Here is a 23,137-nt window from a genome sequence, read left to right as displayed (position 1 = left end):
GACACAAGCAATGCCCGATAACAGCCAAACCCTCTCCTGCGTCATGATTCCCGTGAGTGGACGGCAGCTGCTTCTGCCCAACGTTTCCATCGCCGAGGTGGTCGATTTCGCCGGCGAGGATGCCGGCGCCAGCACGCCGGACTGGCTGGTGGGATACCTCAACTGGCGCGGCCTCGACCTGCCGGTGATTTCCTACGACGCCGCCAACGGCGGCCACCTTGCCGTGCCCGGCGATAATCGGGGCCGGGTGGTGGTGCTCAACACCATCGGTGAACACCATCACGACATGCCGTTCATGGCCCTGGTGACCCAGGGGATACCCAGCCAGGCCCGTCTCACGGAAGCGGACATCCGCCAGCGGGAGGATGAAAACGGCCCCGCCGACCTGATGCCGGTAGCGGTCCAGGACGAACCCGCCTGGATTCCAAACCTGGAATATCTGGAGGGACTGGCCCGGCAGGCGCGCCGCTGACGGCAGGAAGCCCGGGCTCTGGCGGGCCGGCCTGAAAATGTTATAGTATTTCAAATTTTTCAGGATTCCCGGACACCATGGTAACCCGAGCCCTGCCCTATCGGCCCCATAACCACCAGGCCTGCGTCAATCAGGCCCTGGATGACGCCCGGCACATTTGCCAGCAACACAACGCCCGGCTGACACCGACCCGGCAGCGGGTGCTGGAGCTGATCTGGCAATCCCACCGCCCTCTGGGGGCCTACGACGTGCTCGCCCAGCTGGCGGCTGAAGGCCAGAACGCGGCGCCGCCCACGGTGTATCGGGCCCTGGACTTTCTCCAACAGCACGGTCTGGTCCACCGCATTGCCTCGCTGAACGCCTTTGTCGGCTGCGCCCACCCGGGCAAGCCGCACACCGGCATGTTCCTGATCTGCCACCAGTGCGGCAACGTACTGGAGTTGTCCGCACCGGCGGTGTCCGAGGCGGTCCGGGCCGCCGCCGACCGCGAGTCGTTCCGAACCGACGAGGTGACACTGGAAATCTCCGGCGTGTGCCCCCGCTGCCAGGCGGAGCCGGCCGATGACTGAGCCCCTGGTCACGCTGGACGCCGTGACCGTTCGCTTCGATGGCCGCACCGCGGTGGATCGGGTCACCCTCAGCATCCGTCGCGGCGATATCCTCACCATCATCGGCCCGAACGGTGCCGGCAAGACCACCCTGATCAAGGCGCTGCTGGGCCTGCAGCCGCCCACCGCCGGCACGGTCACGCGCCAGCCCGGCCTGGTGATCGGTTACGTACCCCAGAACCTGCACATGGAGGCGACCCTGCCCCTGAGCGTCCGGCGCTTCATGGCACTCAGCGGCCGTCCCGCCGAGGAATGCGCCCAGGCGCTGGCGCGGACCGGCATTGGCCACCTGGCCGACGCCTCCATCCATCACCTGTCCGGCGGCGAGAAGCAGCGCCTGCTGTTGGCACGGGCCCTGGCCCGGCGCCCGGACCTGCTGGTGCTGGATGAGCCCGCCCAGGGGGTCGACATCAACGGCCAGGCGGCCCTTTACCACCTGATCCGGGAACTGCGGGATCAGCTGAACTGCGGCGTGATCATGATTTCCCATGACCTGCATCTGGTGATGGCGGCCACCGACAAGGTCATTTGCCTGAATCAGCATGTCTGCTGCAGCGGCTACCCGGCGGACATTTCCCACGACCCCGCCTTCATCGAGACCTTCGGGCGCTCGGTGGCGGAGTCGGTGGCGGTCTATCACCACCATCACAACCATCGCCACAATCTGCACGGCGATGTCATTCCCACGATCCCGGAAACCTCCGATAGCCACGGGCACCGCTGTTCCCATGAGCCTCATTGACAGTCTGTTGAACGATTTTTTCTGGCGCGCCCTGCTGGGCGGCGTGGGGGTCGCCCTGGTGGCCGGTCCCCTGGGCTGCTTCGTGGTCTGGCGCCGGCTGGCGTACTTTGGCGACACCCTGGCCCATTCCGCGCTGCTGGGCATTGCCCTGAGCTTCCTGATCAGCCTGCCGCTGAACCTGGCGGTTATCCTGACCTGCGTCTGCATCGCCCTGCTGTTGGTGCTGCTGTCCCGCACCCGGACCCTGGCCACCGACACCCTGCTCGGCATCCTGGCCCACAGTGCCCTGGCCATCGGTCTGGTGACCCTCAGCTTCATGCCGGAGGTCCGGCTCGACCTCACCGGTCTGCTGTTCGGCGACCTGCTGGCGATGTCGCGGGACGACCTGCTGTGGATTTATGGCGGCGCGGTGCTGGTGCTGGCGCTGCTGGTCCGGCTCTGGCGCGGCCTGCTGATGAGTACCATCCACGAGGAACTGGCCCGGGTCGAAGGGGTGCCGGTGGAACGGTTGCGGCTGATCCTGATGGTGATGTTTTCGCTGGTCATCGCGGTGGCGATGAAAATCGTGGGCGTGCTGCTGATCACGGCACTGCTGATCATTCCGGCCGCCACCGCCCGGCGCCTGGCCCGCACCCCGGAGCACATGGTCGGCCTGGCGATGATCTTTGGCTGCCTGGCGGTGGCCGGCGGCCTGGCGCTGTCCTGGTACCTGGACACCCCCGCCGGTCCCTCCGTGGTGGTTACCGCCTTCGCCACCTTCCTGCTGACCTACGCGGCCACCGTCAAGGCCACCGCCTGACGCCTTTCCATCCCGCCACCGCTGGTCTATGGTAGACACTTCCGATGCCGATACCGGTCGGGAGTGTCGCCGCTCCCGGGGAGCCTTGCCCATGCCACGTCAGACGCCTTGCCGGGCCAGACTCTGGCCGTCACTCTGGGTGCCCCTGGCCCTCCTGCTCACAGGCCTGGCCACCACCGCCGCCGTGGCCCGGCTCGAATCGGCCCAGGCCCGGGCCCTCGCCGAGGCCCGTTACCAGGCGCAGCACCTGGCTTTGGTCAACCGCTTGCTGACCCTGGCGCCGGAGCATGTCGGTGACGACTCGCCTCCCAGCAGCTGGCTGCCGATCCTATTCGGCGACGCCCTGCCGGACGATCTCGGCCTGCGCATCGACACCCTTCAGCGACACACCAAGACCCCGCTGCTGGAACTGCAAACCCGGCATCTGGACGACCCCACCCGCGCCCTGCGCACCGAGGTCCAACCCGGCCCTTACCACTGGATGCTCACCACGGTACCCACCGAGGCCCTGCTGGAGGGGGCATCACGCCGGGTCGGTGCGCGGGTGTGGTTGGCGGGGCTGACGCTGTCGCTGCTGGCGTCCGGCTTGGCGCTGCTGCTGTGCCGCCGACTGGCCCGGCAGGCCGCCCGCATTCAGGCACTGATCGCCAGCGAAACCCGCGCCAGCCGGGGCATCAGCAACCTGGAAACGGAGCAGTCGATCCTGCGCCAGGCCCTGGATGACAGTGAAACCCGAAGCCGGGACCTGGTCCAGCTCTCGGGGGGGCTGACCAGCGAGCTGGACGAGCGGGGCAGGATCGATTTCATGTCTGAGCAATGCGCCGACTGGCTTGGCCGGGCGCCGTCGGATCTCGCCGGCACCCCGTTCGAGGCGTTGGTCTCGGCCGTGGACCGAGACAACTTTCGGCGAACCCTGTCCGAGGCGGCGGCCACGACCCGGCCCCAACGACTGGACCTGCGCCTGCGCGCTGCCCTGGCGGGCGACCTCGCCGCCACGGTACGGGTGAAGGCGATCAAAGACCCGGTGCACGGCCTGACCGGTTTCCGGGTCACCGCGACACCGGTGGGATCCCGGGACACTTAGTCCAGGGTTTTGTGGGTGCCGTCGCACAACGGCGGCGAACCGGTCTGCTTGCAGCCGCAGAACCAGACCCATTCGGTCTTCTCCGCCATATAGGGCACCGGGCTGAAGCCGGTGCCGCGGTGGGAGCCGTCACAGAACGGCTGGCTGGCACTGCGGCCACAGGCGCACCAGAAGTAGCGCTTACCGCCCTCCACCTGCACGCTGTAGGGGCTTTTTCTGGCCATGAGAGGCTGTTGCTCAGGCATGGGACCTCCCGGATCCGCTGGCTGTGCTCTCCAGTATAGACAACGCTGGCGGCTACAGCGGTCGCAGCCGCTCCACCAGGCGCCCCGTTTCCACCAGTTCCAGGAACTCATCGCCCAGGCGCTCACTTTCGGCGATTGCCCGCCGCCAGGCCCGCTCCCGGCCATCGTCGTCGCCGGCATACCGTTCAAAATCCTTACGGTCCGGCAACTTGCGATCCGGCAGGCTGGCCAGGTATTCCCGGGACGGGGCGATCAGCAGGACATCCTTCAGGCGTTGGGCGTCGCCCCGTCGCCAGGGCAGTGATTTGTCGAACCAGCCCGGCACCACCTTGTCGGTGAAGTGGGGATAGAGGATCACACCCGGCTGCTGGTACGGCAGGTCCAAGTGGTAGTCCAGTAGGCCACCGTCCCGATAGACGCCTTCCGGTGCCCCCGGGAGGTTACGCACCCCGGACATCACCAGCGGAATGGAGGCGGAGGCCAGCAGCGCCGGCAGCAGGTTGTCCCGGGTCAGGGCCACCTCGTGGCTGGGAAAGTCCACCAACTTGGCCACTGGCATCTTCACCCGGGTATCGCGCACGATGCCGCGCTCCAGGAACCGCCCCAGGTGGCGCCGGCTAACCATGTTGGCGGCAATCACGTTGACCAACCCCAGCCCCAGCCGGCCCCGGCTGTCGTGGGCCAGCAGTCCGAGGCTGCGGACCACCACGATGTGCAGGCGATAATAGGGGTGATTGAGAATCGCCTCCTCCCGGCCACCGATCAGGGCTTCCAGGAACAGCAGGCTCTTACGGGTCACCTCAGCCGCGCTGACCCCCCGGGCGAAGCGCTGGCTCACATAGAGGTCCGCCAGCCGGGCGAGCTGCGCCCCGGGATCGTCGGACGACGCCACCGCGGCAAAACGCCAACTGCCGATGGACGATCCGATCAGCACCCGCTCCTGGGGCACCCGGGGCAGCCAGTCGCCAAAGATGGCCCGGTCCAGGCCCGAGATGCCCAGCGCCTTGGGGCCGCCGGCGGCACCGGGGATGACGTGAACGTCCTCCGGCGCCAGGGGTTTCTCCTGCAACCGTTGCAGCGCGCGCCGGCCGGCGCGGAGGGTCAGGGCCGGCGTCCGGATGTGTATGGCGGTCATGGTAAGCTCCCTATCCAAGTCCGCCGAGTGTAACCAACCCCCGTCAGCGCGGCCAACTGAACAAAACTAATGGTGGCCATAAACGGCGCTTTCTGCTTCATTATTACTAACAGGGCATACCAGACCCGACCACCGGGCTCACGGAACGAACCCAGAGACCAACAACAGCAGGAGCAGGCTGTGAACTACATGCCAACCCCCGGCTCGCTTGCGCCGACCCCCACCCTGGCGGTACTGGGATTCAAACGCCAACTGGTCTATCACCTGCATTTCTGGGCCTTTGTCGCCGTTGCGCCGCTGGTGCTGGTGCAATGGCAGCAAGGCCACGAGCTGTTGGCCGGGCTGTTGGTGCTGTTTTGCGTCAACGCCCTGCTGGTCATCGCCTTCCTCCGCTTCCGGCAGACCTATTTCCTGAAGGGGCGGCTTTTTCCCTTGCTGGCCGTGGTGTGCGCCGCCTATTCCACCAGCATCAACGGCCATGCCGGCCTGTATTGGTCCTATCCCGCCGCCACCGCGCTGTTCTTCCTGCTGCCGCTGCGCGAGGCCATCGCCAGCAACGTGGTGTTCGTGGTGATCATGGCGGTGGTGTCGTTCGTCAAGTTCCCGGAAGCGGACTTCTGGCGGATCACCTTTTCCCTGGGGCTGACCTGCCTGTTCGCCATGATCTTCGCCTGGCTGGTGGGCAAGCTGCAGCAGGAGCTGACCCGCCTGGCCACCACCGACCCCCTGACCGGCTGCCTGAACCGGACCCAGTTGTCGGACATCCTGAATAGCCATATCCAGATGCGGGAAAGGTACGAGCGGGTGTCCAGCCTGATTCTGATCGACCTGGACTATTTCAAGACCATCAACGACCAGTGGGGGCACCTGGCCGGCGACCGGGTGCTGACAGAAATGGCGCGGCGCCTGCGCAAGCGGCTGCGGGAGAGTGACCAGCTGTTTCGCATTGGCGGCGAGGAGTTCATGATCGTCCTGCCGGAGACCCGCCAGAAAGACGCCGACAGCCTGGCCCACCAGCTGCTCAGCAGCATCAGTGCGCGCCCGTTTCTGGACGACATCAGCCTGACCGCCAGCGCCAGCGTCGCCGAGGTCAGCCAGGGTGAGACCTGGTCGATCTGGCTCAAGCGCGCGGATCAAGCCCTGTACGAAGCCAAGTCCCGTGGCCGCAATCAGGTGGTGACCGCGCCCAGACCAATCCACTCACAGGAGCAGGGGCAGGCGCCGGCCCGGGACGACGCCTCCGACCCGGTTTCGGGCTAACGGCCGGCCAGTTTGCGGAAATCCCGGTACGCGCTGAACACGTCCCAGGGGCTCTCGAAATGAGGGTAGTGGCCGACGTTGCGAATGCTCACCACATCCGCCTCCGGCACCAGCTCCCGGTAGCGCCGGGCCATGGCCGCGCCGGACACCGGGTCCGCCGTGCCGGAGACCAGGCGCATGGGCTGCCTGGCCTGCTGCAGCGCACCCACCCAACGGTTGCGATGGCAGCGGCGCTCTTCCATGAACTGGATCAGGTGGTGCAGGATGCCGCGGCCGTTGTTGTAGGTCAGCAGCTGCCAGAAGTCCTCCAGGTCCTGCCGCCCGGGCGGGTTTTGGCTGCCAAACAGGCGCCGGAAACTGACCTCGAAGGCACGCCGGGTCAGCCCCCGGCTGATCAGCCCTCCCAGCGGGCTGCGCAGCAGGCGCTGGATCAGCAGGGGATTGTGCACTTCCGGGAACAGCGCACCGTTGAGGAAACACACGGAGCCGATGACGAACGGCAGGCGCCCTTCCTGGTCCCGGGCCAGGAGTTCCTGGGCCACGCTGCAGCCGTAGTCGTGCGCCAGCAGGTGCACCCGGCCCAGATCCAGGCCCTCGAGCCAGCCCTGGACCAGGTCGGCCTGGTCCTCGATGCTGTAGGCGTAGTTCCAGGGTTTGTCGGAAAACCCGAAGCCAAGCATGTCCAACGCCAACACCCGGTACTGTTGCGCCAGCATCGGCCAGATCCGGCTCCAGTCCCAGCTGGCGGTCGGGAAACCGTGCAGCAGAACCAGCGGCTCGCCCATCCCGCCCATGCGGCAGAAAATGGCGTGCCCCTCGTAACTGAACCACTTGCCCGCCTGCTGCCAGCCCTCCAGGCTGCCGTCCTCGTGCCGGCGGGCGACCTCGCCCTCGTGTCCGGATAGCACTTCAACCATGCGTCGTCCCTTGCCTCCGATCAGACTCTGCCACTGTAATGCAAAGCGGCCGGTGCCGCCATGGCCGGAACGCCACCCGACAGGCGTCCATTGCCACCTTGGCACCGTATACCGTGGAGATCACGGGCGAATTCCCTTAAGCTTTCACAATTCGGTAAAACAGTCAGTTGGACACATCTATGAGCAAACTCCTTGATGACCTCGCAGGCCACTACCGGGCCATTATCGAAGGCCTCGGTGAAGACAGCCACCGCGAAGGTCTGCGGGATACCCCCATGCGCGCCGCCAAGGCCATGCAGTTCCTGACCCGGGGTTACCAACAGGACCTCGACGAGCTGGTGAACAACGCCGTGTTCGAATCCAGCATGGACGAAATGGTGGTGGTGCAGGACATCGAGCTGTACAGCATGTGTGAGCACCACATGCTGCCCTTCATCGGCAAATGCCACATTGCCTACATGCCCCAGGGCAAGGTACTGGGGCTGTCCAAGTTCGCCCGCATCGTCGACATGTACGCGCGGCGTCTGCAGATCCAGGAAAACCTGACCCGGGAAATCGCCGAGGCGATCGAGCGTGTCACCAAGGCCAAGGGGGTGGCGGTGGTGATCGAGGCCCAGCACATGTGCATGATGATGCGCGGCGTCGAGAAACAGAACTCGCGGATGAAAACCTCGGTGATGCTGGGGCAGTTCCGCACCTCCCAGGCAACACGCACCGAATTCCTGAACTTGATCGGCCACAACCGCTGACCCCGAACCGTTGCAGGAGGTAGCCATGGGCGAAGTCATCGCATGCAAACCGGCGCGGGTACGGATCAAAAACCTGCTGCTGAGGGCCTACATCGGCATCAAGGAGGAGGAAATCCGCAATCAGCAGGACGTGCTGATCAACGTGGAGCTGACCTACGACGCCACCGAGGCCATTACGCGCAACGAAATCGAGGCCGCGCTGAACTACCGAACCATCACCAAACAGGTCATCCGCCACGTCGACGGCAACCGCTTCGCCCTGCTGGAGCGCCTGACCCATGAGGTGCTGAGCATCGTGATGGCGCATCCGGCGGTCCACTGGGCCCGGGTGGAAATCGACAAGCCCCACGCGTTACGCTACGCCGAGTCGGTTTCGGTCACCCTCGAAGCCCAACGCACCCCGGACTGAGGAACCCCCATGCCCACCGAAGCCCCTGAACAGCTCCGCGGCATCCTCGAACGGGTGCGTACCATTGCCCTGGTCGGTGCCAGCGAAAAAACCTCGCGCCCCTCGCACCAGGTGATGGCCTACCTGCAGTCGCATGGCTACCGGGTGATCCCCGTCAACCCACGCCTGGCCGGCCAGACCCTGCTGGGCGAAACCGTGGTGGCGGACCTGAACGATCTGCCGGAACCGGTGGACATGGTGGACCTGTTCCTGGCCCCCGAACGCACCGACCCGGTCATCGATCAGGCCATCGCCCTGGGCGTGCCGGTGCTCTGGCTGCAGATCGGCGTGATCAACGAAGCCGGCGCCGCCCGGGCGGAGGCGGCCGGTCTCACCGTGGTGATGAACCGGTGCCCGAAGCAAGAGATTCCCCGGCTCGGAGTGCGCCGTGGATAACACGGCGGCGCCCAGCAGCGCCCTCGCCCTCGCGCTGCTGAGCCCGGCGTTTCCGGTTCTCATTCTCCTGATTTTCCTCGCCCTCGCCGCCGGTCTCCGTTTTGGCCTGAGCCACCAGGACAGCAGCCAGATCCAGGCCAGCCTGGCCAACGAGGCGAAGGCCATGGCCCGTCACCTGGAGCGTGAATTCACCATTCACGCCGAGGCCATCAACCGGATGGCGGCACGGCTCGAAGCCGACGCCGACATGACCGAGGCCACTTGGCGCGCCGACGCCCGGGCCTACCTTCGGGATTTCGGGACCTTCCAGGCGATCGAGTGGATCGACCGCAACTTTGTCATCCGCTGGCTGGAACCCTACGTTGGCAACGAGGAGGTCATCGGCTACAACGTGGCCTTCTCCGAGCAGCGCCGACAGGCTCTGGAGTCGGCCCGCCGGGACGGCCACTACGACATTTCCGGCGTCATCGACCTGAAGCAGGGCGGCAAGGGCATGGTCATCTATGCGCCGGTCGGCCGCGGCGACCACAACAACGGCTTCATCGCCGGGGTCTTCCGCATGGAGACCCTCGCCCGGCAACTGCTCGACCGTCGCGTCCTGCAGACCTTCCAGATCGACATCCGGGACCGGGGCAGGCTCAGCTATCAGCTCAACCAGTCCGACAACATCCACACCGGCTTCGCCCACACCGAATCGGTGGACCTGCCCACCCTGGACTGGTCCCTGACCTTGTCCCCACCCCTCCCCTGGGTGGAGGAACAGCGCAGCGACTGGCCCCAGGTCACCTTTTTCTCCCTGCTGTTCATAGGCGTGCTCACCAGCCTGAGCACCCTGCTGGTGCAGCTCATCCTCAAGCGCAACCAAGCGCTGCTGAAAACCCGCAAGGAACTGGAGCGGGAAATCCACCAACGCAAGCGCATCCAGCAGGACCTCGCCCGGCTGGAGTCCACCGACACCCTCACCGGCTTGGCCAACCGCCGTTTTTTCATGGAAGACCTGGCCCACACCCTCAGCATCGCCGACCGGCAGATGCGGCAGGTGGCCTTGATCATGCTCGACCTGGACCGTTTCCAGACGCTGAACGACTCCCTCGGCCACCAATTTGGCGACGAGCTGTTGATCAAGGTGTCCGAACGGCTCAACCACCTGAGCAACGAATGCGTGCTGGTGGCCTACTCTGGCGGCGACGAGTTCATGCTGTGCCAGCAGCAGCTGGACGACATCGACGAGGTGATCAACCTGATCGGGCAGGTCAAGCAGTGTTTCCAGGAACCTTTTCTGGTGCAGGGCGAGCGGCACCAGATTACCGCAACCCTCGGTGTTGCCGTCTACCCCCAGAGCGGCTTGGACGCAGACACCCTGCTGCGAAACGCCGACATTGCCCTCTACCGCGCCAAGGAGCAGGGCCGCAACAGTTACCAGTTCTACACCGAGGGCATGCAGGAGCGGGAAGTGATGCGCCTGCAGCTGGACAAGGACCTCAGCCAGGCCCTGGCGAACAACGAACTGTCGCTGTACTACCAGCCGCAGCTGAACCTCGAGACCGGTGCCATCGACAGTGTCGAGGCCCTGATTCGCTGGCACCACCCCCGCCGGGGCTTGGTACCGCCCGCCGAGTTCATTCCCCTGGCCGAGGAAAGCGGGCGCATCCGGGACATCGGCCGCTGGGTCATCCAGGCCGCCTGCAACCAGCTGGCACAATGGCGGGGCACGCCCTGTGAACACCTGCGCATTGCCATCAACCTGTCCGGCCGTGAACTGGAAAACGAAGACCTGGTGGATGATCTCCGCCAGTCCCTGCTGAACGCCGGTATCGCCCCCAACCGGCTGGAAGTGGAGCTGACGGAAGAGTCCTACATCCGCAACATCGAGCACAACCACAACCAGCTGGCGCGCATCCACGACCTGGGCATCCATCTCGCCATCGACGACTTCGGCGTGGGCTACTCCTCCCTGGGCTACCTCCGGGACTTCCCGGTGGATGTTCTCAAGATCGACCGCTCGTTCATCACCGATGTCCCGCAGCGCCACGAAAGCGGCATCATCACCCGGGCGGTGATCAGCCTGGCCCACAACCTGGGCATCCGGGTCATTGCCGAGGGCGTGGAAACCGAGGAGCAGCTCGCATTCCTGAAACGGTATCGCTGCCACCTGGCCCAGGGCTACCTGATCAGCCGGCCGATGCCGGCCGCGGAGCTGGAACGGGCCCTGGCCGCGGGGCTGCTGGTGACCGGTCCGGAAGACGGCGGATTGTAATGCAGCGGCCACCGCCGCATCATAGGGATCCTCACAGTCTTGCATGATGGGAGCCATGGCTAGCCACTACCTGACCCCGGAACAGGATGCGCAACTGCGGCGCTGGGAGCGCTGCAACCGCCTCTATTTCCTCTTCGCCTTCGCGGCCCTGACCCTGCTGCTGGTGTTCAGCAGCCATTTGGGCCTGTCCAGCGGCGACCGCTGGAGTCCTCTCGGTTACCTGTTCGCGGCCCTGATCGCCCCGATCATCGTCCTGCAACTGCGCCTGCGCTGCCCCGCCTGCGGCCGCCGGATCGGCTGGCAGGCCAAGCTGATGGCGCCGGACCAGTGCCCCAGCTGCGGCGTGTTCCTGCGCGCCCGGGGCCATTGACGGACACGGTCGGCGACATCCCCCTTTGACTTGTGAGCAACTCACAGGTTTTACGCTAACCTGCATGATATCCCCCGGTGGGCCGCCACCACCGCCGGTGCACTGCAGGAGGTCCCGACCATGAAAGTCAAGGAACTGGCCGAAGCGGCCGGTGTGACGCCAGACACTGTGCGTTACTACACCCGTGAGGGGCTGCTGAGGCCCAGCCGCAACCCGGACAACCGTTACCAGCAGTACGACGCCGACGACCTGCGCCGGCTGCGGTTCGCGCGCAAGGCCCGGCAACTTGGGTTTTCGCTGTCGGAAATCCGCGCCATTCTGGACCAGGCCGACGAGCACCACTCCCCCTGCCCGATGGTCCGGGACCTGTTTGAGCGGCGTCTGGCGCAGGTGGAACGGGAGATCGCCCAGCTGCAGCAGCTGCGTCAGCGCATGCGGACCGCCCTGAACGTGTGGCGGAGCATGCCCGACGGCACCCCCGACGGCCACACCATCTGCCAGCTGATCGAACACTGGGAAGACGCCACCGACACCGGACAGGAGGCCTGAGCCCATGACCGAAACCACCGCCCCGCAGCCCGCCCTGAGCATTTCCGGCGCGTCCTGCCAGGGCTGCGCCCGCAAGATTCGCCAGGCGCTGGCCCCGATGACCGGTGATCCGGAACGGATCGCCGTGGACCTGGAGCACCAGACCGTCGCCCTGCCCCCCGGATTGGATCTGGCGGAGGCCGCCCGGCGCGTCACCGACGCCGGTTATCCGGGGCAGCCCCTGGCCGATGCCCAACCCTGCGGCCAGAACACGCCCCGGACGACACCGCCAGCATCCGACACCACCTCTGGCCCGGTGGACACTCCGGAGCCGGCCGCCAACGACGGGGAGCCGCTCGCCCTCGCGGTGTCCGGTGCCACCTGCGCCTCCTGCGTCCACACCATTGAACGTGCCTTGCGCTCGGTACCCGGCGTCCGCGATGCCCACATGAACCTGGCCGACCAGGTGGCCACCGTCACCGGCGACGCTGAGCCGGAAGCCCTGGTTTCCGCCGTCGAAGGGGCCGGTTACGGCGCCGAGCTGATCGAAGACCCGGACCGGGCCGACGAACGCAAGCGGCTGCAGGACCGGCGCCAGTACCGGCAACGACTGATCAACACAGCCATCAGCCTCGGTTTGGGGCTTGGACTGATGGTCTGGGGCATGGGCTTTGGCGCCATGGCGGTCACCGACGGCAACCGTCTGACCTGGCTGGTGCTGGGCCTGCTGACCCTAGTGGTCATGGCCGGTACCGGCGGTCACTTCTACCGCGGCGCCGTCCAAGCCTGCCGCCACCACAACGCCAACATGGACACCCTGATCGCCCTCGGCACCGGCACTGCCTGGCTCTATTCCATGGTCGTGGTGCTGCTGCCCGATGCCGTGCCGGAGATGGCCCGGCACGTCTACTTCGAGGCGGCGGCCATGATCCTCGGTCTGATCAATCTCGGACAGGCCCTGGAGCTGCGGGCCAAGGGCAAGACCTCGGAGGCGGTCCGCCGGCTGCTGGACCTGCGCGCCAAGACCGCTCGGGTCATCCGCGACGGCCGGGAGCAGGATCTGCCGGTGGAGCACGTGCGCCGGGGCGACCGCATCCGGGTCCGTCCCGGGGAGAAACTGCCGGTGGACGGCATCGTCCTGGAGGGGGAAAGCCGCATCGACGAAAGCATGCTCACCGGCGAACCCATGCCGGTGGCCAAGGGGGCCGGCGACGAGGTGGCCGCCGGCACCCTGAACACCCAGGGCAGCCTGATCTACCAGGCCACCCGGGTGGGACGCGACACCGCCCTGGCCCAAATCATAGCGCTGGTGAAAAAGGCCCAGGGCTCGAAGCCGCCCCTGGGCCGGCTGGCTGACCGAATCTCGTCGGTGTTCGTCCCCTCCGTCATGCTGATCGCGGTGGCCGCGGCCCTGGCCTGGTACAACCTGGGCCCCGAGCCGAAAGTGGTGCATATGATGGTCGCCGCCACCACCGTCCTGATCATTGCCTGCCCCTGCGCCCTGGGACTGGCCACGCCCATGTCGGTGATGGTCGGGGTGGGCAAGGCGGCCCAGTACGGCATCCTGATCCGTCAGGGCGAGGCCCTCCAACGTGCCGGCCAGGTCGATCTCGTGATCCTGGACAAAACCGGTACCCTGACCGAGGGGCGGCCCACGGTCACCCACCTGCACGCCGTGGATGGCCAGGAGGACACCCTGCTCGCCCTGGCCGCCGGACTGGAACAACACTCCGAGCACCCCCTGGCCAGCGCCATTCTCGAACGGGCGCGTCGGAACGGCATCGAACCGGCGCCGGTCAGCGCGTTCGAGGCCCTCAACGGCCAGGGCGTGCGCGGTACCCTGGACGGCGACATCCTGCGCCTGGGCAACCGGCGCTGGCTGGAGGCCGAGGGCCTGTCTCTGGCACAGGTGACGGAGGTCGCCCGGACCATCACCGACGCCGCCGGCACGCCGCTGTTCCTGGCTCGGGGGGATCGGGTACTGGGCGTCATCGGCGTCGCCGATGCTCTCAAGCCGGATACCCGGGCCGCCATCGAACGCCTGCACCGGGCCGGCGTCCGCGTGATGATGGTCACCGGCGATGTCGACGCCACTGCCCGAGCCATCGCCGCCCAGGCCGGCATCGACGACTACCGGGCCGAGGTGCTGCCCCGGGACAAGGCGGAAGTGGTGACCAGCCTGCGGCGCCGGGGCCACACCGTGGCCATGGTCGGGGACGGCATCAACGACGCCCCGGCGCTGGCCGCCGCCGACGTCGGCTTTGCCATCGGCACCGGCACCGACGTGGCGATCGAAAGCGCCGCCATCACCCTGATGCGGGGCTCACTACACGGCGTGCCGGACGCCCTGGAAATCTCCCGGGCCACCGTCCGCAACATCCATCAGAACCTGTTCGGCGCCTTTATCTACAACGCCCTGGGCATCCCCATCGCGGCCGGCCTGCTGTACCCGCTGTGGGGCATCCTGCTGAACCCGATCCTGGCGGGCGCGGCCATGTCGCTGTCCTCCGTCACCGTGGTCGGCAACGCCAACCGGCTGCGCCGGTTCCGGCCCGGGCGGCCCGCCGAATCCGACACCCAGGAGGCACGCGCATCATGACTCCCCTGCTGGTCAATCTGGGCGGCCTGGCCCTGATGGCCGCCATCGTCTGGTGGTTCTGGCTCTCCGGTCCGGACGATCCGGACTCGCCGCCCACGCATCATCACTGAACCTCGAGGAAAGCCGACATGAAAACCGTCACACTCGCCACCCTGCTGGCCACCACGCTCGGCGCCAGCACGCCACTGCTGGCCGATGACGCCGGCCGGGGCATTCACGTCTACAAGTCGCCCAGTTGCGGCTGCTGCACGGACTGGGTCCGTCATCTGCAAGATCACGGCTTCAAGGTGACCGTCAGCGAAACCGGGAACCTCAACCCGATCAAGGCCGGTGCCGGTCTCACACCCGCACTGGCGAGCTGTCACACGGCCTTCATCGACGGTTACGTGATCGAGGGCCATGTCCCGGCCACGGATATCCGGCGGCTGATCACCGAGGCCCCCAAGGCCCGCGGTCTCAGCGTTCCGGGCATGCCCGCCGGCTCCCCCGGCATGACGATGGGAGGACGCCAGGATCCCTATCAGGTGCTGCTGTTCAATGACGCCGGGCAAACCCGCGTATTCGCCGAGTACCGCTAGGCACCGCCCCGGGGCCGGCGCCGGTGGTCTCCGGCGGCCGGTCCTGTTAGCATCGCCCGTCCTGAGTTGATGCAACCGGCGAGCGCCCCTATGACCAAGACCTTCATTCCAGGCAAGGACGAAGCCCTGGAAACCTCCATTGCCAACATCGGCCAAGCCATCCAAGACCTCGGCTTCCACATCGAGGAAGCCCGCTGGCTCAACCCGGCCCCCTACATCTGGTCCGTACACATCCGGGACCGGGACTGTCCCCAGGTGTTCTCCAACGGCAAGGGCGCCAGCCGTCAGGCGGCGCTGGCCAGTGCCTACGGCGAGCTGATCGAGCGGCTGTCGACCCGTTACCTGTGGGCCGACTTCATGCTGGACCCGGTCTACCGGGACTACGGCCACATCCATCAGGCGGACGAGCGCTGGTTCCCGGTGACAGCCGGTTGGCCGGCGGACCTGCTGGACCGGCACTGGCTGGAGCGTTACATCGAACCCCAGGGGCTGCGCCCGGACCAGCTTCTGGACATGAACGGTGGCGGCACCGGCCAGGGCCTGTGCGCCCTGCCCTACGTGCGCCAGCGAGACGGTGAAACGGTCTATGTGCCGGTCAACCTGATTGCCAACCTGTTCGTCTCCAACGGCATGAGCGCCGGCAACAACCGGGAGGAAGCCATCGTTCAGGGGCTGTCCGAGCTGTTCGAACGGGCCATCAAGAACCGCATCATCAGCGAGGCCATCGCCCTGCCGGAAGTACCGGCCGAGGTGCTGGCGCGCTACCCCCACATCCGTGCCGGTATCGCGGCCCTGCAGGCGGCGGGCTTCGGGGTCCGGGCGCTGGACGCCTCCCTTGGCGGGCGCTACCCGGTCATGTGCGTGCTGCTGCAGCATCCGGACGGCGGCGTCTATGCCTCCTTCGGCGCCCACCCCACCTTCGCGGTGGCCCTGGAGCGGGCCTTGACCGAGTTGCTGCAGGGGCGGGCGCTGGATGAACTGGAAGGCTTCCCGGCCCCCACCACCGACATGGACATGGTGGCCGAACCCCATAACCTGGAGCTGCACTTCATCGATTCCTCCGGTTACGTCAGCTGGGCCCTGCTCAGCGACCAGCCGGATCTGCCGTTCGTCGACTGGGACGCCAACCGCCCCTGGGCCAGCGACAACCACACCGCCTGCGCCCAGCTGATCGACCAGCTGCACGACGAGGGCCACGAAGTGTACATCGCCGAGCACACCGGTCTCGGCGCCTACGCCTGCCGCATCCTGATCCCGGGCTTCTCCGACATTTATCTGCCGGACGAGCTGGTGCTGAACAACAACAACGCCTGCCTGCCGGTGCGGCCGGTGTTGTTCCACCTGCCCAACGCCGGCCCCGAGGGCTGGCAGCAACTGCTGGACACCCTTGAGGAACAGCACGTGAACGACCAGCTCAAGGTGCTGGAGTGGGCCGGCATCGTCGGCGACGCAAGCCGCTGGGGCCGGATTCGGGTGGGCGAGTTCAAGGTCTGGCTGCGTCTGGCCCTGGGTGACCTGGAAGGCGCCTTCGAGCACCTGCCCGCGGTGCTTGCGTCGGGCGACCTGGCGGCACCGGACCGGGCGGACTACGCCGCCCTGCACGCGGTGCTGGAGCTGCATCTGGCCTGCGATGATCCGTCCCCCTACCGGCGCGCGCTGGACTTCTACCATGGCGAGGCGAAGGTGACGGAGGCCCTGGCCTGGGTGCGTGGCGAGGTCCGCTTCCCCGGGCTGCCGGCACTGGACCCGGAGGCACCCACCGAAGGCCACCGTCAGCTGCTGTTGGCTTACCGCAAGGTGCTGGACGGCCAGCGCCGGCAACGCGGCGGCTGAGACGACTGTCTATTTTTTCTACACCACATCCGGCCGATGTTCTATGATGGGGGCTGAAGCCCCCACAGCGCACGGCAAGGACACGACTTGAGTCTCAAAACCCGCATCCTCGGCCTCGCGGCCATCCTGATCATCAGCGCCGCGACCGCCTCGTGGCTGGCCTATCGCCAGTTGTCGTCCAGCATCATCGAACGGTGGGGCCAGCAGGTTGCGGAAATCCAGGTCCGGTACGACAGTGCCCGGCTGCTGCAGTCGCTGGAACGGGAAATCGGCCTGGCCCGGCAGATGGCCAAGTCCTCCGCTCTGGTCCAGTGGGCCCAGAACCCCGACGCCCCCCAGCGGCAGGCGGAAGCGATTCACCAGATGGAGAGCTTCCGCACCAACTTCCGGGACAAGAGCTACTTCGTCGCCCTACGCAGTAACGGCCACTATTTCTACAACAACGCCAACAACGAATACGCCGGCAACCAGTACCGCTACACCCTGAACCCGGACAACCCCGACGACGCCTGGTTTTTCCAGCTGATTGCGGAAGGCCGGGACTTTCACCTCAACGTCAACCCCGACACCGAGCTGGGCGTGACCAAACTCTGGATCGACGTGCTGATGCGGGATCCCCAGGGTGAGATTCTTGGCATGGTGGGCACCGGATTGAACCTCGACAGCTTCCTGCAGGACATCGTCGACATCGGCCAGGCCGGCATCACCACGCTGTTTGTGGATTACAACGGCGCCATCCAGCTGTACCGGGACCGCAACTACATCGATTTCGCCAGCATCATCAAGCCCGAGGGCCAGAAGAACACCGTCGACCTGCTGTTCGACACCCCCCAGGACAAGCAGAAAATCCTCGGCATGCTGCAGCTGCTCAAACACCGCCAGGGCCAGGCCGGCGCCGTGGAAAGCGGCTTCGTGACGGTCGATGGCCGGGAACATCTCGCCGGCGTGGCGTTCCTGCCCACCATCGGCTGGTTCGAGATCACCCTGATCGACCTCGACACCCTGTTGCCCGCCAGCTACCTGTGGCCCCTGATCGGCGTGTTCCTGATCAGCCTGCTGGTGTCGCTGTTGCTGTTTCATATCATCATCCAGTCCCGCATCCTTCGCCCCCTGCTGGCGTTGGAAGGCGGCGTCAAGCGGCTGCGCGAGGGGGATTTCAACCTGCCCTACATGCCCAAACCGGACAACGAGATCGGGCGTCTGGTGGACCACTTCGAAACCATGGCCAACCGGCTCCAGTACAACACCCACGAGCTGGAAACCGAGGTCAACCTGCGCACCGAGGAGCTGCACCGGCTGGCCCGCGTCGACGCCCTCACCGGGCTCAAGAACCGCCGAGGCATCGATGAACTGCTGGAACAGGAAATTCAGCGCGCCGCCCGGCAGAACCAGGGCTTCGGCCTGATCTGGCTGGACATCGACCATTTCAAGGCCATCAACGACCACTACGGGCACCAGGCCGGGGACGAGGTGCTCTGCCGGGTGGCGCTGTGGCTGAAAACCTGCCTGCGCCCCTACGACCACCCCGGGCGCTGGGGCGGCGATGAGTTTGTCATCGTGCTGTCACCCTGCGACCCCCAGACCCTGGACCAGATTGCGCACCGCATCCGGGCCCACGTGGAAGTGGAAAGCCAGCGCACCGGTACCCCGGTCACGGTCAGCGTCGGCGGCTATTACGGCCAGCCCGGCGAGGGTCTGGACACCCTGCTGCGCCACGCCGACCAGGCGCTGTATCAAGCCAAGCAACGGGGCCGGAACTGCGTGTTCATCCGGCGCCCGCAGAACGAGCCCATCCGCCCCGCCTGACGAATCTGACTCCCCCCGGCAGAACCGTTATACTCGGCCCCAACATCCATTTTCACAGCCAGGTTCTCTTCATGCTCAATGCCGACGCTCTCAAACAGTTGCGCCAGCTGAAATCGGAAATCAAGGAACGCAAGGTGGTGTACTCCGGCACCGTCAAGGCCACCAACGGCCGTTTTGGCTTCGTCGCCCTGGACGAAGGTCGGGACGTGTTCCTGCCGCCGGAGGAAATGCAGAAAGTGCTGCCCGGGGACCGGGTCAACATCACCGAGCAGGAGGTGGAAAAAGGCAAGACGCAGGGGGTGGTGGACGAACTTCTGGAAACCCACCTGACCACCTTCGTCGGCCGCTACCTGGTCAAGGGCAAGGGCCACTTCGTGGCGCCGGACACCCCCGGCATCAACCGCTGGATTTTCATCCCGCCCCAGGAGCGCCAAGGCGCCGAACCGGGGGATTTCATCTACTGCCAGATCCACCGGCACCCGTTCCGGGACGGCAAGGGCCAGGCCAAGGTGCTGCGGGTCATCGGTAAGGCGGACGAACCGGGCATCGAACGGGCCCTGACCCTGGCCAGCTTCGACCTGGCGGACACTTGGCCGGACCCCGTGCGCGCCCAGGCCGAGGCCCTCTCCGAAGACAGCCTGAGCGCTCACATCGAGGGCCGGGAGGACCGGCGAGATCAGCCCTACGTCACCATCGACAGCCCCGGCACCCAGGACATGGACGACGCCCTGATGGCCACCCCCAACGCCACCGGCTGGACCCTGTCCATTGCCATCGCCGACCCGACCGCCCTGATCGAGCCCGGCTCACCGGCCGAAGAGGAGGCGTTCAATCGGGCCACCGCCATCTACTTTCCCGGCGACCCCCTGCCCATGCTGCCGGAGGCCATCAGCACCCGGCTGTGCTCGCTGATGCCGGAGGTGGACCGCCTGGCCCTGGTGTGCGACCTGCAGGTGAACAACGACGGCAGCCTGGGCAACTACCACTTCCGGCAGGCGGTGATCCGCTCCCGGGGCAAGCTCAGCTACGACCTGGTGGCGCACCTGATCGAAGGCCGCGAGGACGACGACATCAAGGCGCTGCCGGAGGCGGTGGCCAACAGCCTCGATCAGCTGCACCAGGCCGCCACCGCCCTGCGCAAGTGGCGTGCCGAGCACGCCCTGCTGAGCGCCGACCGGCCGGAGTTCCGGCTGCGGCTGGACGAAAACAAGCGCATCCGCCTGATCGAACCGGCAATCCAGAACGAGGCCCACCGCCTGGTCGAGGAATGCATGGTGGCCGCCAACCGCTGCGCCGCCGACTTCCTGAAACGCCACGGCCAGGGCCTGTTCATCCAGCACCCCGGGCTGCGCGACGACCGCGCCGACAACATCCGCAAGCTGCTGGAATCCCACGCCCCGCATCTGGCGGAGCTGGACGCGCTCAGCGCCGAGGGCTTCAAGGTCCTGATGAAACAGAGCGAGACACTGGCCTCGGAGGTGCCGGTCAAGGCCATCCTGTCCCGGCAGCTGGCCCGCGCCGAGCTGGGGTTCGAGGCGGCACCGCACCAGGGCATGGGGCTGGAGGCCTACACCACCTTTACCTCGCCGCTGCGCAAGTTTTCCGACTTCTACGTGCACCGGCTGATCAAGTCGATCCTCTGGGACACCCCGATGAAGGCGCTCAACGCCCAGCAGCTGGAGGCCCTGCAGGCCAGCCAGCTGCGGGCCCGGCAGGCGGCCAACGCGCTGGAAACCTGGCTCAAGAGCGACTATGCCAAGTCACTGACCCCGGAGCCCATGGCCGGCACCATCAGCCGGACCCTGCCCTCCGGCTTCTTCGTGCGCCTCGACAGCAACGGCCTGGAAGGGTTTGTCAGCTGCAAGGACCTGGACGGCAAGTACAGCTTCGACCCGGTCACCCTGCGCCTGATCCACAACAAGAACGGCCGCATCTTCCAGCTGGAGCAGCGGGTCACCGTCACCTTTGCCGGGGTTGACGAGGAACGGCGTCAGATCCACTTCACGCTGGTGGACGCCGAGGCGGTCGGCGCCGACGGCGACTGACTCAGTCGCGCCGAGTCAGCAGTCGCTCCAGGCGCGCGTCCTTGTCCTGCCAGAGCCCGGCCAGCCATTCCTTGACGTTGCGCCGGTGCTCGGCGTCGGCGGTGTAGTCCCGCCCCTTCAGATGAGCGGGAATGTCCCGGGTGTCGATGACCAGATGAATCTCCGGCACCCGACCGCACAGGAACTGCCAGAAGGTGGGCGCGCCCGCCGGGTAGGCGATGGTCACGTCCACCAGGGTGTGGATGGCGTCGCCCATGGCGTCCAGCACAAACGCCACTCCGCCGGCCTTGGGCACCAGCAGGTGCCGGTAGGGCGAGGCCTGCCGGTCGTGCTTGGCCTGGGTGAATCGGGTCCCCTCGACGAAATTCATCACGCTCACCGGAGTGTAGCGGAAACGCTCGCAGGCCCGGCGGGTGGCCCGAAGATCCTCGCCACGCTTGTCCGGATGCCGGAGCAGATACTCTCGGCTGTACCGTTTCATGAACGGGAAATCCAGCCCCCACCAAGCCAGGCCGATCACCGGCACCCAGATCAGCTGCTGCTTCAAAAAGAACTTCAGGAACGGTGCGCGTCGGTTGAACACCCGCTGCAACGCCAGGATGTCCACCCAGCTCTGGTGATTGCTGAGCACCAGATACCACCCCTCCCGGGCCAGACGATCCGCCCCGTCCACCCGCCACCGGGTGTCTTGGGTGAGCGTCATCCAGGCCACGTTGCCGGCCACCCAGGCCTCGGCGATGGCAATGATCAGGCGAGTGCAGAGCACACGGAACCTCTGGATCGGCACGATCAGCTTGAGCAGCGCCGGAATGTACAGCAGCAGACACCAGAAAAGCGTGTTGAGTCCCAGCAGGAGCGCATTGAGCACCCCCTTGACCGGAGCAGGCAGGAAACGGAGCATGGCAACCCTGTTCTTTTATCGTTTCGATTCGGAGTCCCGATGATAGCAAGCCCGCCCGCAAAGCACAGCCACTGACCCGGTTGCCCGGGGCCGGGGACATCCCTGCCATAGCCCGGCGGCGCCGTCCGTACTAGGCTTGGCCGGTTGACCCACAGGACCGACGCGCCCGGAAAGACACCATGCCCAACCCTGTCAGACACGCCACCCGCCTGGCCGCCACCGCGTACCGGCGCAGCGCCACCTATACCAGCAACGCCTTTGACCGGATGTTCCGCGCCGCCAGCCTGGTACAGGCCGGCCAGACGCCGTTCGAGACCCTGCACCACGACGGCCTGGTCAGCCTGCGCTACTACCCGCCGTTGACCGAGTCGACCATCCAGCTCGACGATCTGGAACGGCCGGTCCGGCAACAGCGCCACCGCACCCCCGTCGTCATCGTCCCGCCGCTGGCGGTCAACATGCTGATCTATGACCTGTTTCCCCAACGCAGTCTGGTACGCTTCCTGCGGGCCCAGGGATTCGAGGTCTACCTGATCGATTGGGGGGTGCCGGGCCGGGAGCACAGCCACTACAACCTGCACACCTACGTTGCCGAATTGCTGCCCGCCTACCTGAACCGGGTACGGGCCCACAGTGGCGAGCGGGAACTGTCCCTGCACGGCTGGAGCATGGGCGGCATGTTCACTCTGTTCTACTGTGCCCTGAGCCGGGACCAGCACGTGCGCAACGCCATCGTGCTGGGCGCGCCGGTGGACAGCCACGCCTCCGGCGTGCTCGGGCTCCTGAACCAGGGCCTGGCGGGCATCGCCGAGCGGGTCCGGCGGCGGACCGGCTTTCGCCTGCACAACCTGAAACCGGAATGGTTCCATTCCCCCGGCTGGGCCAACACCCTCGGTTTCAAACTGACCAACCCCATCAACAGCCTGCTGGGCTACTGGCAGCTGGTGGTCCACCTCGGTGACCGGGACTTCGTCAGCAGCCACGCCACCACCTCGGCGTTCCTGGACCGCATGGTGGCCTATCCGGGGGGCATCGTTCAGGACACCGTGGTTCGAGTCTGGATTGACAACCAGCTGTCCCGGGGCGAGATCCAGATCGGCGACGATCTGGCCCGGCTCGACAACGTCAACGCCAACCTGCTGGCGATTGCCGGCTCGGAGGACACCCTGGTGACACCGGCGGCAGCCCGGCGGGTGATGGACCTGGTCCGGTCCACCGACAAGACCTTCCAGGTGGTCCCCGGCGGCCACATGGGCATCCTCGCCGGCCGCAAGGCCCCCCAGGCAAGCTGGCTGGCCCTGGCGGACTGGCTGGCGGCGCGCTCCGACTGACGCTCCGGTTGGCGCCTCCCGGGCGGCGGGTTAC

The 23,137-nt window shown here is 66.5% G+C and carries 22 protein-coding genes; 18 read left to right on the top strand and 4 right to left on the bottom strand.

The genetic code is table 11. The features are described from left to right. Positions 1–10: 10 nt before the first annotated feature. The 5 genes from BTO32_RS16845 (at position 11) to BTO32_RS16825 (ending at position 3,705) form a co-directional block, all read left to right on the top strand. Positions 11–472 (top strand): chemotaxis protein CheW, encoded by a 462-nt coding sequence (locus tag BTO32_RS16845; protein ID WP_076725828.1) that lies wholly within the window; start codon positions 11–13, stop codon positions 470–472. Positions 473–549: 77 nt separating this feature from the next. After that, the gene (locus BTO32_RS16840) at positions 550–1,041 is read left to right on the top strand and encodes a Fur family transcriptional regulator (RefSeq protein WP_076725827.1); all 492 of its coding nucleotides are present in this window, start codon (positions 550–552) and stop codon (positions 1,039–1,041) included. After that, positions 1,034–1,822, top strand: coding sequence for a zinc ABC transporter ATP-binding protein ZnuC (znuC, locus tag BTO32_RS16835; protein ID WP_076725826.1), 789 nt, complete (start codon positions 1,034–1,036; stop codon positions 1,820–1,822). Before BTO32_RS16840 ends, znuC begins: the two co-directional genes overlap by 8 nt. Next, positions 1,809–2,621 carry a zinc ABC transporter permease subunit ZnuB gene (znuB, locus tag BTO32_RS16830; protein WP_076725825.1) on the top strand — a complete coding sequence of 271 codons (813 nt, stop codon included), beginning with the start codon at positions 1,809–1,811 and terminating at the stop codon, positions 2,619–2,621. The genes znuC and znuB overlap by 14 nt, the downstream gene beginning before the upstream one ends. Positions 2,622–2,712: 91 nt before the next feature. After that, complete coding sequence (locus BTO32_RS16825) at positions 2,713–3,705, top strand: PAS domain-containing protein (RefSeq protein ID WP_076725824.1); 993 nt, start codon at positions 2,713–2,715, stop codon at positions 3,703–3,705. Here BTO32_RS16825 and BTO32_RS16820 read toward each other — a convergent pair. Next, entirely contained in the window at positions 3,702–3,950 is a 249-nt protein-coding gene (locus BTO32_RS16820; RefSeq protein WP_076725823.1) for a CDGSH iron-sulfur domain-containing protein, read from the bottom strand. The genes BTO32_RS16825 and BTO32_RS16820 overlap by 4 nt on opposite strands. A 52-nt stretch (positions 3,951–4,002) precedes the next feature. Further along, the gene (locus BTO32_RS16815; RefSeq protein WP_076725822.1) at positions 4,003–5,085 is read right to left on the bottom strand and encodes a patatin-like phospholipase domain-containing protein; all 1,083 of its coding nucleotides are present in this window, start codon (positions 5,083–5,085) and stop codon (positions 4,003–4,005) included. Between the two features lie 189 nt (positions 5,086–5,274). Here BTO32_RS16815 and BTO32_RS16810 point away from each other — a divergent pair, with 189 nt between their 5' ends. Then, positions 5,275–6,345 (top strand): GGDEF domain-containing protein, encoded by a 1,071-nt coding sequence (locus BTO32_RS16810; RefSeq protein WP_425435234.1) that lies wholly within the window; start codon positions 5,275–5,277, stop codon positions 6,343–6,345. Here the strand turns inward: BTO32_RS16810 and BTO32_RS16805 are convergent. Then, entirely contained in the window at positions 6,342–7,262 is a 921-nt protein-coding gene (locus BTO32_RS16805; RefSeq protein ID WP_076725820.1) for an alpha/beta fold hydrolase, read from the bottom strand. The two genes, BTO32_RS16810 and BTO32_RS16805, sit on opposite strands and share 4 nt — an antisense overlap. 179 nt (positions 7,263–7,441) lie before the next feature. On the opposite strand from BTO32_RS16805, the gene folE reads away from it, so the two are divergent. The 11 genes from folE (at position 7,442) to BTO32_RS16750 (ending at position 20,871) form a co-directional block, all read left to right on the top strand. Then, entirely contained in the window at positions 7,442–8,011 is a 570-nt protein-coding gene (gene folE, locus BTO32_RS16800; RefSeq protein ID WP_076725819.1) for a GTP cyclohydrolase I FolE, read from the top strand. 25 nt (positions 8,012–8,036) lie between these two features. Beyond that, positions 8,037–8,420, top strand: a complete 384-nt coding sequence (gene folX / locus BTO32_RS16795) for a dihydroneopterin triphosphate 2'-epimerase (protein ID WP_076725818.1) — start codon at positions 8,037–8,039, stop codon at positions 8,418–8,420. Between the two features lie 9 nt (positions 8,421–8,429). Further along, the gene (locus tag BTO32_RS16790; protein WP_076725817.1) at positions 8,430–8,855 is read left to right on the top strand and encodes a CoA-binding protein; all 426 of its coding nucleotides are present in this window, start codon (positions 8,430–8,432) and stop codon (positions 8,853–8,855) included. Between the two features lie 67 nt (positions 8,856–8,922). Continuing rightward, positions 8,923–11,112, top strand: a complete 2,190-nt coding sequence (locus BTO32_RS16785) for a putative bifunctional diguanylate cyclase/phosphodiesterase (RefSeq protein ID WP_425435233.1) — start codon at positions 8,923–8,925, stop codon at positions 11,110–11,112. A gap of 55 nt (positions 11,113–11,167) precedes the next feature. Beyond that, a complete protein-coding gene (locus tag BTO32_RS16780) occupies positions 11,168–11,482 on the top strand; it encodes a hypothetical protein (RefSeq protein WP_076725816.1) in 315 nt (104 codons plus the stop codon). A 120-nt stretch (positions 11,483–11,602) separates the two neighbouring features. Next, positions 11,603–12,031 (top strand): MerR family transcriptional regulator, encoded by a 429-nt coding sequence (locus BTO32_RS16775; protein WP_076725815.1) that lies wholly within the window; start codon positions 11,603–11,605, stop codon positions 12,029–12,031. Between the two features lie 4 nt (positions 12,032–12,035). Then, entirely contained in the window at positions 12,036–14,609 is a 2,574-nt protein-coding gene (locus BTO32_RS16770) for a heavy metal translocating P-type ATPase (protein WP_076725814.1), read from the top strand. 128 nt (positions 14,610–14,737) lie between these two features. Further along, on the top strand, positions 14,738–15,187 hold the full coding sequence (locus BTO32_RS16765; RefSeq protein ID WP_076725813.1) for a DUF411 domain-containing protein: 450 nt from the start codon (positions 14,738–14,740) through the stop codon (positions 15,185–15,187). A gap of 90 nt (positions 15,188–15,277) precedes the next feature. Beyond that, positions 15,278–17,020, top strand: a complete 1,743-nt coding sequence (ycaO, locus tag BTO32_RS16760) for a 30S ribosomal protein S12 methylthiotransferase accessory factor YcaO (protein WP_076725812.1) — start codon at positions 15,278–15,280, stop codon at positions 17,018–17,020. 87 nt (positions 17,021–17,107) lie between these two features. Next, positions 17,108–18,826 (top strand): GGDEF domain-containing protein, encoded by a 1,719-nt coding sequence (locus BTO32_RS16755; RefSeq protein ID WP_076725811.1) that lies wholly within the window; start codon positions 17,108–17,110, stop codon positions 18,824–18,826. Between the two features lie 71 nt (positions 18,827–18,897). Further along, positions 18,898–20,871: a ribonuclease R family protein gene (locus tag BTO32_RS16750; RefSeq protein ID WP_076725810.1), complete on the top strand. Its 1,974-nt coding sequence runs from the start codon at positions 18,898–18,900 to the stop codon at positions 20,869–20,871. A 1-nt stretch (position 20,872) separates the two neighbouring features. Here BTO32_RS16750 and BTO32_RS16745 read toward each other — a convergent pair whose 3' ends face one another. After that, complete coding sequence (locus BTO32_RS16745; protein WP_076725809.1) at positions 20,873–21,772, bottom strand: acyltransferase; 900 nt, start codon at positions 21,770–21,772, stop codon at positions 20,873–20,875. A gap of 179 nt (positions 21,773–21,951) precedes the next feature. Between BTO32_RS16745 and BTO32_RS16740 the strand changes: the two genes are divergently transcribed. Further along, positions 21,952–23,103 (top strand): alpha/beta fold hydrolase, encoded by a 1,152-nt coding sequence (locus tag BTO32_RS16740; protein ID WP_076725808.1) that lies wholly within the window; start codon positions 21,952–21,954, stop codon positions 23,101–23,103. Positions 23,104–23,137: the final 34 nt, after the last annotated feature.

This window comes from Marinobacter lutaoensis (genome assembly GCF_001981305.1).
GTDB lineage: Bacteria > Pseudomonadota > Gammaproteobacteria > Pseudomonadales > Oleiphilaceae > Marinobacter > Marinobacter lutaoensis.
Note: the sequence above shows the minus strand (reverse complement) of the source record. Positions and strands in the feature narration are given on the sequence as shown.

Excerpts from the sequence above, each read along its gene's own strand:
- BTO32_RS16770 (WP_076725814.1), top strand. The coding sequence starts at position 12,036 with ATGACCGAAACCACCGCCCCGCAGCCCGCCCTGAGCATTTCCGGCGCG.
- folX (WP_076725818.1), top strand. The coding sequence starts at position 8,037 with ATGGGCGAAGTCATCGCATGCAAACCGGCGCGGGTACGGATCAAAAAC.
- BTO32_RS16810 (WP_425435234.1), top strand. The coding sequence starts at position 5,275 with ATGCCAACCCCCGGCTCGCTTGCGCCGACCCCCACCCTGGCGGTACTG.
- BTO32_RS16775 (WP_076725815.1), top strand. The coding sequence starts at position 11,603 with ATGAAAGTCAAGGAACTGGCCGAAGCGGCCGGTGTGACGCCAGACACT.
- BTO32_RS16765 (WP_076725813.1), top strand. The coding sequence starts at position 14,738 with ATGAAAACCGTCACACTCGCCACCCTGCTGGCCACCACGCTCGGCGCC.
- BTO32_RS16790 (WP_076725817.1), top strand. The coding sequence starts at position 8,430 with ATGCCCACCGAAGCCCCTGAACAGCTCCGCGGCATCCTCGAACGGGTG.
- folE (WP_076725819.1), top strand. The coding sequence starts at position 7,442 with ATGAGCAAACTCCTTGATGACCTCGCAGGCCACTACCGGGCCATTATC.
- BTO32_RS16780 (WP_076725816.1), top strand. The coding sequence starts at position 11,168 with ATGGCTAGCCACTACCTGACCCCGGAACAGGATGCGCAACTGCGGCGC.
- BTO32_RS16825 (WP_076725824.1), top strand. The coding sequence starts at position 2,713 with ATGCCACGTCAGACGCCTTGCCGGGCCAGACTCTGGCCGTCACTCTGG.
- ycaO (WP_076725812.1), top strand. The coding sequence starts at position 15,278 with ATGACCAAGACCTTCATTCCAGGCAAGGACGAAGCCCTGGAAACCTCC.
- BTO32_RS16815 (WP_076725822.1), bottom strand. The coding sequence starts at position 5,085 with ATGACCGCCATACACATCCGGACGCCGGCCCTGACCCTCCGCGCCGGC.
- znuB (WP_076725825.1), top strand. The coding sequence starts at position 1,809 with ATGAGCCTCATTGACAGTCTGTTGAACGATTTTTTCTGGCGCGCCCTG.
- BTO32_RS16745 (WP_076725809.1), bottom strand. The coding sequence starts at position 21,772 with ATGCTCCGTTTCCTGCCTGCTCCGGTCAAGGGGGTGCTCAATGCGCTC.
- BTO32_RS16750 (WP_076725810.1), top strand. The coding sequence starts at position 18,898 with ATGCTCAATGCCGACGCTCTCAAACAGTTGCGCCAGCTGAAATCGGAA.
- BTO32_RS16840 (WP_076725827.1), top strand. The coding sequence starts at position 550 with ATGGTAACCCGAGCCCTGCCCTATCGGCCCCATAACCACCAGGCCTGC.
- znuC (WP_076725826.1), top strand. The coding sequence starts at position 1,034 with ATGACTGAGCCCCTGGTCACGCTGGACGCCGTGACCGTTCGCTTCGAT.
- BTO32_RS16845 (WP_076725828.1), top strand. The coding sequence starts at position 11 with ATGCCCGATAACAGCCAAACCCTCTCCTGCGTCATGATTCCCGTGAGT.
- BTO32_RS16820 (WP_076725823.1), bottom strand. The coding sequence starts at position 3,950 with ATGCCTGAGCAACAGCCTCTCATGGCCAGAAAAAGCCCCTACAGCGTG.
- BTO32_RS16740 (WP_076725808.1), top strand. The coding sequence starts at position 21,952 with ATGCCCAACCCTGTCAGACACGCCACCCGCCTGGCCGCCACCGCGTAC.
- BTO32_RS16805 (WP_076725820.1), bottom strand. The coding sequence starts at position 7,262 with ATGGTTGAAGTGCTATCCGGACACGAGGGCGAGGTCGCCCGCCGGCAC.